Annotated in this window: 11 protein-coding genes and 1 pseudogene; 10 read left to right on the top strand and 2 right to left on the bottom strand. The window is 41.9% G+C overall.

The window, feature by feature from the left end:
• Positions 1–32: 32 nt before the first annotated feature.
• A complete protein-coding gene (locus FR7_RS01530) occupies positions 33–947 on the bottom strand; it encodes a fumarylacetoacetate hydrolase family protein (RefSeq protein WP_007938120.1) in 915 nt (304 codons plus the stop codon).
• Positions 948–1,215: 268 nt separating this feature from the next.
• Between FR7_RS01530 and FR7_RS01535 the strand changes: the two genes are divergently transcribed.
• The 10 genes and pseudogenes from FR7_RS01535 to FR7_RS01580 all read left to right on the top strand — a co-directional run bounded on the left by FR7_RS01535 (position 1,216) and on the right by FR7_RS01580 (position 11,728).
• Positions 1,216–2,226 (top strand): glycosyltransferase family 4 protein, encoded by a 1,011-nt coding sequence (locus FR7_RS01535; RefSeq protein ID WP_007951733.1) that lies wholly within the window; start codon positions 1,216–1,218, stop codon positions 2,224–2,226.
• Between the two features lie 362 nt (positions 2,227–2,588).
• Positions 2,589–3,599 (top strand): glycoside hydrolase family 130 protein, encoded by a 1,011-nt coding sequence (locus FR7_RS01540; protein WP_007938122.1) that lies wholly within the window; start codon positions 2,589–2,591, stop codon positions 3,597–3,599.
• A 150-nt stretch (positions 3,600–3,749) separates the two neighbouring features.
• The gene (locus FR7_RS01545; protein ID WP_007938123.1) at positions 3,750–4,094 is read left to right on the top strand and encodes a hypothetical protein; all 345 of its coding nucleotides are present in this window, start codon (positions 3,750–3,752) and stop codon (positions 4,092–4,094) included.
• 228 nt (positions 4,095–4,322) lie between these two features.
• Positions 4,323–5,537, top strand: a complete 1,215-nt coding sequence (locus FR7_RS01550; RefSeq protein WP_007938124.1) for a glycosyltransferase family 4 protein — start codon at positions 4,323–4,325, stop codon at positions 5,535–5,537.
• Positions 5,537–6,682: a hypothetical protein gene (locus tag FR7_RS01555; RefSeq protein WP_007951735.1), complete on the top strand. Its 1,146-nt coding sequence runs from the start codon at positions 5,537–5,539 to the stop codon at positions 6,680–6,682. Before FR7_RS01550 ends, FR7_RS01555 begins: the two co-directional genes overlap by 1 nt.
• Before the next feature lie 44 nt (positions 6,683–6,726).
• Entirely contained in the window at positions 6,727–8,109 is a 1,383-nt protein-coding gene (locus tag FR7_RS01560; RefSeq protein ID WP_007951737.1) for a mannose-1-phosphate guanylyltransferase/mannose-6-phosphate isomerase, read from the top strand.
• A gap of 155 nt (positions 8,110–8,264) precedes the next feature.
• Positions 8,265–8,555: a Dabb family protein gene (locus FR7_RS01565; protein WP_007938128.1), complete on the top strand. Its 291-nt coding sequence runs from the start codon at positions 8,265–8,267 to the stop codon at positions 8,553–8,555.
• Between the two features lie 193 nt (positions 8,556–8,748).
• Positions 8,749–9,489, top strand: coding sequence for a thiamine diphosphokinase (locus FR7_RS01570; protein ID WP_007951739.1), 741 nt, complete (start codon positions 8,749–8,751; stop codon positions 9,487–9,489).
• A pseudogene (gene thiT, locus FR7_RS01575) lies at positions 9,473–10,125 on the top strand (energy-coupled thiamine transporter ThiT). The gene FR7_RS01570 and the pseudogene thiT overlap by 17 nt, the downstream one beginning before the upstream one ends.
• Before the next feature lie 247 nt (positions 10,126–10,372).
• Positions 10,373–11,728 (top strand): two-component system sensor histidine kinase NtrB, encoded by a 1,356-nt coding sequence (locus tag FR7_RS01580; protein ID WP_007938134.1) that lies wholly within the window; start codon positions 10,373–10,375, stop codon positions 11,726–11,728.
• Positions 11,729–11,782: 54 nt separating this feature from the next.
• Here FR7_RS01580 and FR7_RS01585 read toward each other — a convergent pair whose 3' ends face one another.
• Positions 11,783–12,913: an efflux RND transporter periplasmic adaptor subunit gene (locus tag FR7_RS01585; protein ID WP_007938136.1), complete on the bottom strand. Its 1,131-nt coding sequence runs from the start codon at positions 12,911–12,913 to the stop codon at positions 11,783–11,785.
• Between the last annotated feature and the right edge of the window lie 4 nt (positions 12,914–12,917).

Below are 12,917 nucleotides of genomic sequence, written 5' to 3' on the forward strand. Positions count from 1 at the left end.
TGATTGACCAAGGGGCATTGACTAGTAGTCCACTAGCCTACGGTGTTGATTAATGTTCCCAGACCGGTAATTGATAGTTCCAGTTTGTCTCCAGGCTTCAAAAATACAGGAGGTGTTGAATAGGCTCCAACGCCGGCGGGGGTGCCGGTAGAGATAATATCTCCGGGTTCAAGAGTAATACCAGAGGAAATCGTACTGATAAGTGTTGGAATATCAAAAATTAGAGAATTCGTGTTAGCATGCTGTCTTAGCTCGCCGTTTACCTTTAATGTTACTGTTAGGTCATTGACTGAAGGAACAGAAGTCTTGTGAACAAGGAAGGGACCCATTGGTGCTGTGGTATCAAGACTTTTGCCACGAAACCACTGCTGGTGACGCTTTTGTAAATCCCGTGCCGTCACATCATTAAGAATGGTATAGCCAAATACATAGTCCATTGCCTCTTCTTTGCTAACATAGGAAGCCTTCTTCCCAATGATTACAGCCAGTTCTACTTCATAGTCCAAAGCATTTGTAACTTGGCTATGACTGTTAATGATGTCGCCAGGGCCAATTACCGTAGTGGGAGCCTTGGTAAAGATAACTGGATATTTAGGGATAGCTACACTCGGGTCGGCGCTTGTGTCACCCTCCATAGCATGTTCGGCATAGTTTTTGCCAATGCAGAAAATATTTTTGGCAGGACGAGGAATTGGCGCTACAATCCGGATGTTGTCCGGTGACAGCAGAAATGGAAGATCGCTTTGTGCTTCTACTGATTTCACGATCGACTTGACTCGCTGTAAAGCTAATTCACCTTGCTGAATAAGAGAGAGTAGCGTAGTCGGCAATATGGTTTCACCATAAAAATGATGCTCGGCGGCCAGCAGAGGAATGATCTGTTTTTGGTCTGCTGTCAAGAGGCCGATTTCTTCTTGACCGTTAGATTGATATGTTAAAAAATGCATGCAAGTATCCCTCCTCTTAAAAAAATAGTATACAAAATTTAACATAATCCCATTTTGCAGTTTTGTCAATCACTATATGAGAAAAATCTAAAACGTTATTCTCATTATTAGGGAAATATTTCATAGTAAAGCAGCTCTGGTAAAATAAAGGCTTTTGTATGCTCGGGGAATAGAGGCTTCACCTTTGTCCCTGACGAAGCTTTATAGATAGTAAGTATGAATAAGTAGAGTGGTTTTTTAGGGAAATTTATGGAGGGGGATTTTTAATATGAAAATTGCTATCATTTCACCAATTGCATGGAGGACGCCGCCGAGGCATTATGGTCCTTGGGAGAGAGTCGTTTCCTTATTGGCAGAGGGGCTTGTGAAAGAGGGGATTGATGTAACACTCTATGCTACTGGCGATTCATTAACCAGTGCGAAGCTTCGTAGTGTGTGCAAAGCGCCCTATGAAGAAGACAAAGAACTGGATGCAAAAGTTTGGGAATCTTTGCATATATCCCAAATCATGGAGCAGGCAGATGAATTTGACATCATACATAACAATTATGATTTTTTGCCTCTGACCTATAGCGGTCTTATAAAAACACCTGTTATAACAACGATACATGGATTTTCTTCGCCTAAAATTATGCCTGTGTATAGAAAATATAACAAAAAAACTCACTATGTCTCTATTAGTAATGCGGACCGGCATGAGGATCTGGATTATATAAGGACTGTATACCATGGCATTGACATCGAAAAATTCACATTAAACAAAGAACAGGGCAATTATTTAGTTTACTTTGGAAGAATACATAAGGACAAGGGAACTTGGGAGGCAATACAAGTTGCTAAAAGAGCAAAAATGAAGCTGGTTATTGCTGGAATTATACAGGATAAGTCTTATTACGAAAATGACGTAGAGCCATATCTTAATGACGACGTATGTTACATTGGCTCCGTAGGTCCTGAAGAAAGAAATAATGTTCTGGGTAATGCATATGCATTGCTGCATCCCATTCATTTTAATGAACCTTTTGGTCTTAGTATTGTGGAATCAATGGCATGCGGAACACCTGTCCTTGCATTTAATAAAGGTTCTATGCCCGAAATTATTCAGGATGGTATGAATGGGTTTATTGTGTCTGATGTGGAGGAAATGGCTGAGAAGATTAAAGATATCAGAAATATTTCACGGGAAGACTGCCGCAAAACGGTTGAATGCAAATTTACACAGGAGAAAATGGTAAAACAATATATTGAGGTTTACAAAGAAATATTAAAAAAATTATAGTTAATAAGGAATCCTATTAAAATCGAAATATCATCTTGGTATGTCTGCCAGGATATAATAATGAATGAAAAGCTCTTGGGCATTACAAATAGAGGATTGATTTATGCATGTGCCCGGGCATAAACCAGAAGATTGTCAAAAAATGTTCAATAGAAATGGATGATTGTTTATTCAGGAAAAACGATTATTTGACGGAAATAATTATTTGTAGTATAATAAAGTATAAATCGTTTGAACCTACTGTCTGACGATTGGGAACAATACTATATTGTGTTTTAACCGCCACGGGATATACAGACTGGGTGTGAGATCTCACACTTGCCGGCAACGCGCCGAATATCCAAACGTAGGGGGTTTTTTTTATGGATAAAAATTGGTTTGGGACTCAGTTGAAAAACGACAATCATACATTTAAAGAACTGTTTAAGCGGCATCCAAAGAATCCGATTTTGACAGCGAAAGATTGGCCCTATCCTGCACATTCAGTATTCAATCCAGCAGCCACTATGTTTCACGGTAAAGTATTGCTGCTGGCTCGTGTAGAGGATCGGCGAGGTTTTTCCCACCTGACTAAGGCGATTAGTGATGATGGAGTCAGCAATTGGCAAATTGACAGAGTGCCAACGCTGGAAGCAGATCCGCTAAACTATCCGGAGGAACGGTGGGGAATTGAAGATCCTAGGATTACTTGGCTTGCTGAGCTGAATAAGTGGGCGATAACCTATACTGCTTTCTCTCGTCATGGACCACTTGTAGCAATGGCACTGACCAATGACTTTATTACGTTTGAGAGGATCGGACCGCTCATGCCGCCGGAAGATAAAGATGCCGCACTTTTTCCTCGCCGAATACAGGGAAAATGGGCCCTGATTCATCGTCCGGTTACTACTAATTATGTGCCAGGATCTCACATTTGGTTATCCTATTCGGATAGTAACTTTACCCATTGGGGAGATCGTCAGGTGGTAATGCATGCCCGTCGAGGTGGTTGGTGGGATGGTGGGAAAATTGGTCTTGCAGCGCCACCTATTGAGACTGCTGAAGGCTGGATACTTGTGTATCACGGAGTGCGCCAAACCGCTTCTGGTTCGATTTACCGAATCGGTCTGGCATTACTGGATCTGGATAATCCGGCAAAGGTATTGCACCGCACTGATGAATGGGTCTTTGGACCAACGGAAGGGTATGAACGGGAGGGGGACGTTGATGACGTCGTTTTTCCAAGTGGCTGGGTGCTGGACGATAAGACCGGATTGCTTAACATGTACTATGGAGGGGCCGATTCTTGTATTGCCCTGGCTACTGCCAGCATAGGGGATTTGCTGGAATATGTTAAAACGTGTCCAGAGCCCTTAGATGAAGCACTTTATTAGTCAGAGGCGATGCCAAAATCAGACGTTGCTCTTTCAATTAGATACGTAAGCTGAAAATAAAAAGACTATAACATGTGACCATGAGTCTTAAAGAAAGGAAGAAAATAAAATGAATTTTATAAAAAAATTACTGATTTTCACGGGTGAAATATGAGACTATATCACTTTACAACAGAAGAAAATTTGGAACAAATATTAGAGCACGGCTGCCTTAACCAGTCAGGTGGAGGTGTTGTATGGCTAACGAAGAACAAGGAACTAGAAGCCCAGGAATGGTCTGGGGGAAATAATGCTACCATCCGAATCAGCGTGTCACTTCTTAACATATCCCATTTTGGCAAGAACGCGCCGCCGCAGAAATTAGTACAAGGTGCAAAGGATTGGTATACAACGTGTAAGCCGATTCCGCAGAAACTATGGATTGATGTTGAATCTCTCAGAAAAGGTCATTGGGGGATTCATAAAGGACTAAGCTATAAAAACAGAAAAATGTAATGGCTGATAATGGTCATCAACAGTGGATCTAGAAGACATCTAAAGGTGTTTTAAATTGCTGGTGATGACCTTTTTTGCTAAGATGAGCGCACAATGGTGGTTTGCACCTTGTTAAGGTTTGGCACAATCCAAGTTAGAAAAGTGGATTGATGAACCTAAGCAGCGTAAATCGATAAGATGCAGCTAAACACCTAAAGAGGGCTGCTCAAAAAGAAGGAGATAAAGAAAATGGTTAGGGAAAATAGAATAAAACATATTGGTTTTTTAAGCACATATCCTCCTAGAGAATGTGGTTTAGCCACATTTACAGAAGATCTAGTAACTGAAATTGCTAAAATGGGACTCATACGTCCAAGTGTCATTGCAGTAGTGGATAAGAAAGAGTGTGAGAATTCCCGAATAAAATATAGATTGAGCCAGCACGATCGTACAAGTTATTTGATGACAGCATCATGGGCCAATGATAATTTGGATCTTTTAGTTATTGAACATGAATATGGGATTTTTGGCGGTGAATGCGGCGAATACATCATTGATTTAGCAAAGGGGCTGAAAATTCCTTTCATTATTACGACACACACTGTGTTGTTAGAACCGTCATCGAAACAACGAACTGTTCTCAGAGATCTGGGAAGACTTAGCACAAAGGTAGTAACGATGGCGAAAAGTTCTATGCCCATATTGGCTGGAACCTACGGCATTGAGTCAGAAAAACTTTTGTTTATACCTCACGGAGTTCCTAATATGCAGGTCGAGTCAAGGGGAAAATTAAAAATGGATTACGGCTTGCGAAATAAGGAAATCATCAGCAGCTTCGGACTCATTAGTCCAGCCAAGGGTTTGGAATATGGAATTGAAGCGGTGGCCAAGGTCGTCCCGGATTATGAAAATCTGATGTATCTGATTCTTGGTAAAACTCATCCATGTGTCAAAGAAAGCATGGGTGAAACATACAGGCAGAGTCTGATGGATCTGGCACAAAGCCTTGGAGTACAGAATAACATTCGATTTATTGATAAGTACCTGACAAAAAAAGAAGTGATTACCTATCTTCAAATGTCTGATATGTATCTGACACCCTATTTGTCTAAAGAACAGGCAGTCAGCGGAACATTGGCATATGCTATGGGGCGCGGAAGGGTAATTGTATCGACTCCATATCGCTATGCCGAGGAAATGTTAGGTGACGGTCGTGGAATGCTTAGTAAATTTAAAGATTCAGAATCGATGGCATCATGCATTCGAACCGTGCTTGGCAATCCAACTGAGAAAAAAGAAATGGAAATGAAGACAATGGCAGTTGGTCGAACAATGAAGTGGTCTACTGTTGCGGATCAATATGCTGAATTATGCATGAATATCATTGGATCAGCTCGTCCGCTGCAACTCAAAGCTCAAGCCCACCTTACTGTAATTGAGCGCAATGGAATGAGGGCAATATAATGACCCAATTCGGCAATGTTCTTGACGATGCGCACATTTTTAGGATGACCGATGACACAGGTATGTTTCAGCATACACGCTACAATGTTCCTGATTTGGATAAGGGGTATACAACTGATGACAATGCCCGGGCATTAATTATGGCAGTGATGCTCTATGAAAATAAAAGAAAGTCGGAATATCTTGTATTAATCTACCGTTACTTAGCATTCATCTTGTATGCCCAGAATGAAAACGGTCATTTTCGGAATTTCATGACCTATAATCGACAATTTACCGAAACTCAAGGATCAGAAGAATGTTTTGGACGTTGTATCTGGGCTTTAGGGTATACATTGGCTTCGTCTGTGATGCCCCGCGGGATTAAGGAGGCATGTACCAGTGCTGTCAGCCGCGCATTGCCGCAGATCTCTTCTCTAAAGCATCTGCGAGGGCAGGCATATACACTCATTGGTCTTGGCTTTATCGATGGGGCTAAGAGTGATGACCTTATCCTTACATTCGCCGATTCCATTGCTCGTTCCTTTGAATGGTGCGCAGGCGAAAAGGACTGGTACTGGTTTGAAAACAGCCTTACTTACGATAATGCGGTACTGCCTTGGGCTATGTTCGTGGCTTTCCACAAAACAGGACAAGAACGGTTTCTCTCCATCGCACGTAAAAGTATAGAATTTCTTGATAATGATGCCTTCCGAGATGGATTTTTCCGACCCGTAGGTTGTAGAGGATGGTGGATTCGGGGCGGTGAGCCTGCATTATTTGATCAACAGCCTGTCGAGGCATCCATGTCCACGCTGGCTCACTTGGCTGCCTATGAGGTCACTGGCGATGAATCCATGTTAGAGTTGGCAAAGAGGAGTTTTGCCTGGTATTTGGGCGAGAACTCCCGCCAGGAAAGTCTGATTGATGCTGAAACCGGTGGTTGTTATGATGGTATTATGGTTGATGGGCTAAACCGCAACCAAGGTGCCGAAAGTATTGTTGGGTATGCAATCGCTAACCTGGCATTGGAAAATGCAGCATCAGCACCATTGGGGATTCATAACCGTTTTTTACAAAATAAAGAAGAAGCATCCCCGCAATCTAATTGGAGAAAATTGGGGAAAGTTATTTTACCTTCATGGCGTCAAGCCAATCGCAAATAAAGGATTTTGGACGGTATTCAGTATAAAAAGGAATTGATGATCCTATGAAAGTTATTATTCTCGCCGGTGGCGGAGGTAGTCGATTATTTCCTCTTTCCCGTACTCTGTTTCCTAAACAATTTTTAAAACTCAATGGTGAAGAGTCGCTGCTTGCCCAGACTATAACCCGATTTTTGCCTATGGTCAAACCTTCTGACATGGTAGTAGTGACCAATCAGGAATATGTTCATCATGTCCGGACAGAACTCATCCTGGCTAAGGCTCAGGGAGCTCATATCCTGCTGGAGCCGATGGCACGAAATACGGCGCCGGCAGTGGCATTCGCGGCACAATACTGCCTCGAAGATTTGGGCTGTCAGCCCAATGAAATACTGTATGTAACACCTTCTGATCACATTATCCGCCCGATAGAGACGTTTACAGCAAATGTTCGCCAGGCCATTGGATTAGCGAATATGGACAAGATTGTGACTCTTGGTATACAGCCCAATCATCCGGAAACGGGTTATGGCTATATGCAGGCAGGTACACCCTTTAGCGGTGGTTTTGCCGTTCAATCCTTTCGGGAAAAGCCGGATTTAAAAACAGCAGAAGAATATCTGGCTGCTGGCAACTACTACTGGAACTCAGGTATGTTTGCATTTACGATTCAGTGTTTTATGGAGGAACTAGCAGCGTATCAGTCCGATATTTACGAGCTGGTCCAAAGTGGTTTGGAGGGAATGAAAGAGAATTTTACTCTAATGCCCAACATCTCTATTGACTATGCAATTGCTGAGAAATCTCAAAAGATGGTAATGCTGCCGATTACGGCGGAATGGAATGATATCGGTTCATGGGATGCAATCTATGACGTGCTGGATAAGGATTTGGATGGCAATGCAGTAAAAGGGGACTGTATTCCGATTGAATGCTCAAATACCCTGATACTGGGACATAGTCGTCTAATTGCCGGCATCGGTCTTGAGGATATTTTGGTAGTAGAGACAGACGATGTTATCGTTGTTGCTAAAAAAGGCGAATCTCAAAAGGTCAAGGATCTGGTTTGTGAACTAAAGGAGAAGGGGAGGATTGAGGCAGACCAGCATACAACCGTTTATCGACCCTGGGGCTTCTATACCGTACTTGGTTCTGGTCCAGGGTACAAAATGAAAAAGATTGTTGTGAATCCCGGTGAAATCTTAAGTCTGCAAATGCATTATCATCGTAGTGAGCATTGGATTGTTATTGGCGGTACGGCAAAGGTCACTATTGGTGTTTTAGAACAAATGGTACATGAAAATGAGAGCGTTTTCGTGCCCCAAACCACCAACCATCGCCTTGAAAATCCCGGAAGACTGCCTCTTCAGATTATCGAAGTACAAAACGGCAGCTATCTGGGTGAAGATGATATTGTTCGTTTTGATGATCGATATGGGAGGTCATGAACTGTAGAAAAAGAGTGATTGGATACTGTCACTAAGGGATACGAAGGAAATAGAGAAAATATACTGCATTTTATTTAACATCTGAATTTCTAATATGACATATAGTTGTCTCATTGCTTCTTTATAATTAAGGAAAAGGCATGGGAGAGATAAAAATGATTATAAACAATTTACTTCTTAAACTAAAAGACAGAGACCGTGAAAACATCGATAAGGCTAGAGATGTTTTGCTGAGCATGCAAGGGAAAATCGAATATCTTCATGATTTGAAAGTAGAAACAAATATTCGCCATGGAGCATCGTCTTATGACATCATATTGATTACTCAATTTGCATCTATGGAAGATTTTGATGCGTATCTGGTTCATCCAGTCCATATGGAAGTATCCACATACATCGCAGGTGTATTGGAAACCGGAGCAGCTGTATGTTATGAAAAGAAATAAATAAAAAAGTAATCAAAAACAAAATCGAAAAAAAGAGGCTGGCTTGCAAAGCCCCCGCAATATCCCCAAGAGGGTATATATTGCGGGGGCTTTACTATATAGATGATTTTTTTGAATAAAGAATATATAATATAAATCATAGGATAAGATTGCTTTTAAAGATGTGAAGATAGAGATTCAGGAGATTGATGGAATGAAGAACCTTTTGGTACTGCCACAATTACGATGTTCCTTTGAAAAAGAACTGCCGGATACACAAGTGTTGCTTGTCGCCGGGGGAAGGAAACCAGCATCTGACTGGCTGATTCAGGCCGCTGACCAGTTTCCTGTTTGGTGTGTAGATAGCGGTATTGATAGTTGTTACGCGAATCACATTATTCCCGAGCGGCTCATTGGTGATGGTGATAGTGCCACATCCCAGGGATGGGCCTGGGGGGAGAGCTTGGGAATCCCTGTGGAGGTCTATCCGGCAGAAAAGAATTTGACGGATTTACAACTGGCATTACAACGGGTGGGAGTGGTTCATGGACATGCGGCAGTCACTGTAACTGGCGTATGGGGAGGCCGCTTCGATCATACCTTTAGTAATATTCATTCATTAAAGGGCTGTGAGGATTTTGGAATACGGGGCTGCTGCGCTGCAGATGAAGAAGAGGTACTGATCTTATTAAAAGGTAAGGATTCTGTATGCATAGAAACTGCTGCGCCTCCAGAAATAATTTCGTTACTCCCATTATCTCCGGAATGTACGGATGTATCGATTGAGGGGGTTCACTGGCCTTTAGCCAATGTTACATTGCATAATGCCCTGCCTTATGCTGTCAGTAATCGTCCCCGTGAAATGAACAGGGAATTTCGCGTTTCGATAGGAACAGGTTGGCTAGGGATCTATTTATGCTGGAATGGAGATGAGTGTTATGGAAGCAGCTTTTAGTAAGAATATAGCAATGATAGTTGCGCAGCCTGCCAGTGTTTTTGCCTTAGCAGCTATGGTGGCATTGATACTCGCTTTTGCATACATAAAAAAAATAAAAATAAATACGCCGATGATGGTTCATATTAGTTTAATGCTTGCATTGACCGTCATTTTGCATACTTTCCGTTTGTACCACATGCCTCAGGGGGCAGTGTAACCTTCGGAGCAATGATTCCTCTTTTACTGATTGCTTTTCGCTATGGACCGGTTGTCGGATATCTGGCGGGATTTACCTATGGTCTGCTTAATCTACTTCAAGATCCTTATATCCTGCATCCTGTTCAAGTCCTTTTTGATTATCCCCTGCCATATATGGCACTTGGTCTGGCAGGCTATTTTAAAGATCGAATGCTGCTGGGAGCCATTGTTGGCAGCTGTGGTCGATTTATTTGCCATTTTATATCTGGGGTAGTTTTCTTTGCCAGCTACGCCCCGCCTGGAACATCACCCTATTGGTATTCCTTGGTGTTTAATGCCACCTATCTTTTACCGGAGTTGATGATTTGCCTGCTGATCTTACGTGTACTGCCAGTGAAGCGTTTGCTGTTTCAAATGAGAAATAGTGAAAATTATATGTCAGGCTATGGACGGTGAAGGTTAACCAGATCGTGGCAAAGTGTTGATTCTTAATAGAAATAATTCATTCCTGCAAGAACTCTAAAGAGAACTTGCAGGAATTTTGTATATTAATGGGAAATTAAGAAAGAAAAGCAGTGATTGTACTATCTATTTACTTCTGCGTTACCAAATGGGTTACACAATCGAAGCGGGATCATTATGTAGTAAGTTGGGAGATCCTTGCATGTCAGCCATATATGGGTATTGAGGAGTTGGTTGTTCTGTGAACATAGCAAAGAGCGAAACCAAAGAATTATTGGCAGCTCTAAAAATTACTTTGCCAATTATTCAGGAACTTCTTCCATTGGATATTATGTTTGGTATTACTGACCAGGAAAAATTTATTTACTATTTGCCTGGCAAAGAGATTGATATAAAACTTCCCCTGGGAGCGCCTATACCGCAGAGTGCAGGTTTTAGGAAAGTGCTAGAAACAGGGCAGGCTTCCAGCATTAATGTGGAGAAGGAAGCATATGGGGTAGCTTTTAAGTCAAATTCTCTCCCGATAAAGGATAAAGATGGAAATATCACTGGTGTCATTGCAATGGGGATCAGTCTGCTGAATCAAGAGATTATTAGCCAGGCAGCTCAGGCCTTGGATGGATTTTTTTCATTAGATAATCAATTGCATTTTTCATATGCAAATAAAGTGGCTGTGGAGTATGTTTCCAGATATGCATCTCTAAAGCTAGCGCAGCAGCTGGTCGGTAAATACATATGGGATATTATCCCCAAAACCCCGATATTCTTTGAGAATATAACGAAAGTGAAAAAAACAAGAACTCCTGTGCACATTGAAATTTTTTCTCAATTCGGACAGCAGTGGATGAGTGTGAACATCTATCCGTTATCGGATGGAGGATTAACTGTTTACTTTCGTAATATCGATGAGCAAAAAAGAATTCAGCGGGAAATGGCTCGACTCGAACAGCTGCATTTAGTAGGGGAAATGGCAGCCGGTATATCACACGAAATCAGAAATCCTATGACTACGGTTCGCGGGTATTTGCAAATGCTTAAGGTAAAGGATCGGCTCCTTGACTTTAGTGAGCAGTTTGATCTGATGATTGAAGAATTAGATCGGGCCAATCAAATCATCTCAGAATTTTTATCTTTGGCTAACAATAAAATCGTTGTGCGCAAACCCATCAATTTGGTGGAACTTATTAAAGCAATATTACCATTGATTGAATCGGATGCCCGTCTTTTAGGACAAAATGTACAAACCCAGCTGCAAAAAATTCCAATGGCTTTGTTAGATCCAAGAGAAATTCGTCAGTTAATATTAAATCTGGTACGTAATGCTTTTGAATCCATGGAATCAGGAGGTACTCTAACCATTCGGGTATATAAAAAAAATGATAACATCGTATTTGCTGTACAAGATGAGGGATCTGGAATTCCAGAGGAGATACGACCCAAACTGGGAACTCCATTTCTTACTACAAAGGAAAAGGGAACTGGTCTTGGTCTTGCGACGTGTTATAGTATTGCAAAAAGGCATGATGCTGCGATTGACTTCATTACAGGCGATTCAGGAACTACTTTTTATTTGTATATAAAAGAGTATGAAGGATAACGATGTACTGCTTTCAATGAGTGCTTAATCAGATATCTTGCTGAAAGAGAAGACTTAATTGGCGTCTTGTGGCACCACTGTAATCGGATCACCATTTTTTATATCGTCCATGTTGCTTGTTATGATCATACTTTGCTGTGGAAGATCAGAGGTGATTTCTGTGAAATCGCCAATGGTTTCTCCAATGCTGATTTCTTGCAGGAGTACTTTTTCATTGACGGCGAGATAGATGAGATTTCGGCCCTGATCATCTTGAAATATTGATGCTTTAGGAACTGCAGGCACGGGAGCTGTTTTTCCGGTATCGATATGAATGGCAACGGACATACCAAATGTAAGCAACCCATTTGGATTAGCAGCAAGTTTCATATGAGCAAGATAGGCAGAGACTTCTTCTGCTTCAATTCGAGGATAGATGCTGGAAATCTGGCCTCCCACCCTTTGGTCAGATACTTCTATCGCAGCTGGTGTGCCAAGATGAACTAAATACAGATCGTTTTGATTCAGAGGAATGACAACCTCTACTTCTTGACCGCTTCCTAAGGAAAGCAGCTGTTGACCAGCTTGTACTGCTTTTCCAGAAGACGAGGATAAACCAGTCACGATGCCGTCGATTGGTGCGTTGATTGTGGCAGAGCCGTTTATAATAGCGCTGGAAGGCGGCATTGCATTTTGGGTGCCGGATAAATTTTCTTTTGCTTCCTGCAAACGAGCAGCAGCAGTCTCCACCTGTCGTCGTGGAATCGCTCCTAATTCGAATAATTTTTGTAAGCGGTTATATTCTTTTAGGGCATTATCATAATTGCTTTGTGTTTGCTCAGAAGGCCCTTCTGTAATTTGCTCGACCACTGATGCTGAAGATGCCTGGATCTTAAGCAGAGGCTGGCCTGCCTTGACTGCTTGGCCCTCTGCAACGTATAGTTCACTCAGAAGACCAGAAAAGTCTGCCGTAATCGGAGTGGATGTGGCATGTTCGACAGAACCCGTTCGAATGATTTGTACCGGCTTATTTATACTGCCTAAGGGTACGGCAGTGAGGTGAATTGGCTCTTGAGGAACCCTGTGCTCATTCCAGAGTGAAAATGGGAACAGGTTATTATGACTGGCGGCTAACAGTAGTGCCACGGCAAATGAAAGTGCGGTTAGCAGAACGGCAAGGGGATATTGCTGGATTAATTTTTTCACCTAT

The organism is Pelosinus fermentans DSM 17108 (assembly GCF_000271485.2).
Classification (GTDB): domain Bacteria; phylum Bacillota; class Negativicutes; order DSM-13327; family DSM-13327; genus Pelosinus; species Pelosinus fermentans.

Bases quoted from the DNA above. Each gene is read 5' to 3' on its own strand.
- FR7_RS01530 (WP_007938120.1), bottom strand. From the start codon at position 947: ATGCATTTTTTAACATATCAATCTAACGGTCAAGAAGAAATCGGCCTC.
- FR7_RS01535 (WP_007951733.1), top strand. From the start codon at position 1,216: ATGAAAATTGCTATCATTTCACCAATTGCATGGAGGACGCCGCCGAGG.
- FR7_RS01540 (WP_007938122.1), top strand. From the start codon at position 2,589: ATGGATAAAAATTGGTTTGGGACTCAGTTGAAAAACGACAATCATACA.
- FR7_RS01545 (WP_007938123.1), top strand. From the start codon at position 3,750: ATGAGACTATATCACTTTACAACAGAAGAAAATTTGGAACAAATATTA.
- FR7_RS01550 (WP_007938124.1), top strand. From the start codon at position 4,323: ATGGTTAGGGAAAATAGAATAAAACATATTGGTTTTTTAAGCACATAT.
- FR7_RS01555 (WP_007951735.1), top strand. From the start codon at position 5,537: ATGACCCAATTCGGCAATGTTCTTGACGATGCGCACATTTTTAGGATG.
- FR7_RS01560 (WP_007951737.1), top strand. From the start codon at position 6,727: ATGAAAGTTATTATTCTCGCCGGTGGCGGAGGTAGTCGATTATTTCCT.
- FR7_RS01565 (WP_007938128.1), top strand. From the start codon at position 8,265: ATGATTATAAACAATTTACTTCTTAAACTAAAAGACAGAGACCGTGAA.
- FR7_RS01570 (WP_007951739.1), top strand. From the start codon at position 8,749: ATGAAGAACCTTTTGGTACTGCCACAATTACGATGTTCCTTTGAAAAA.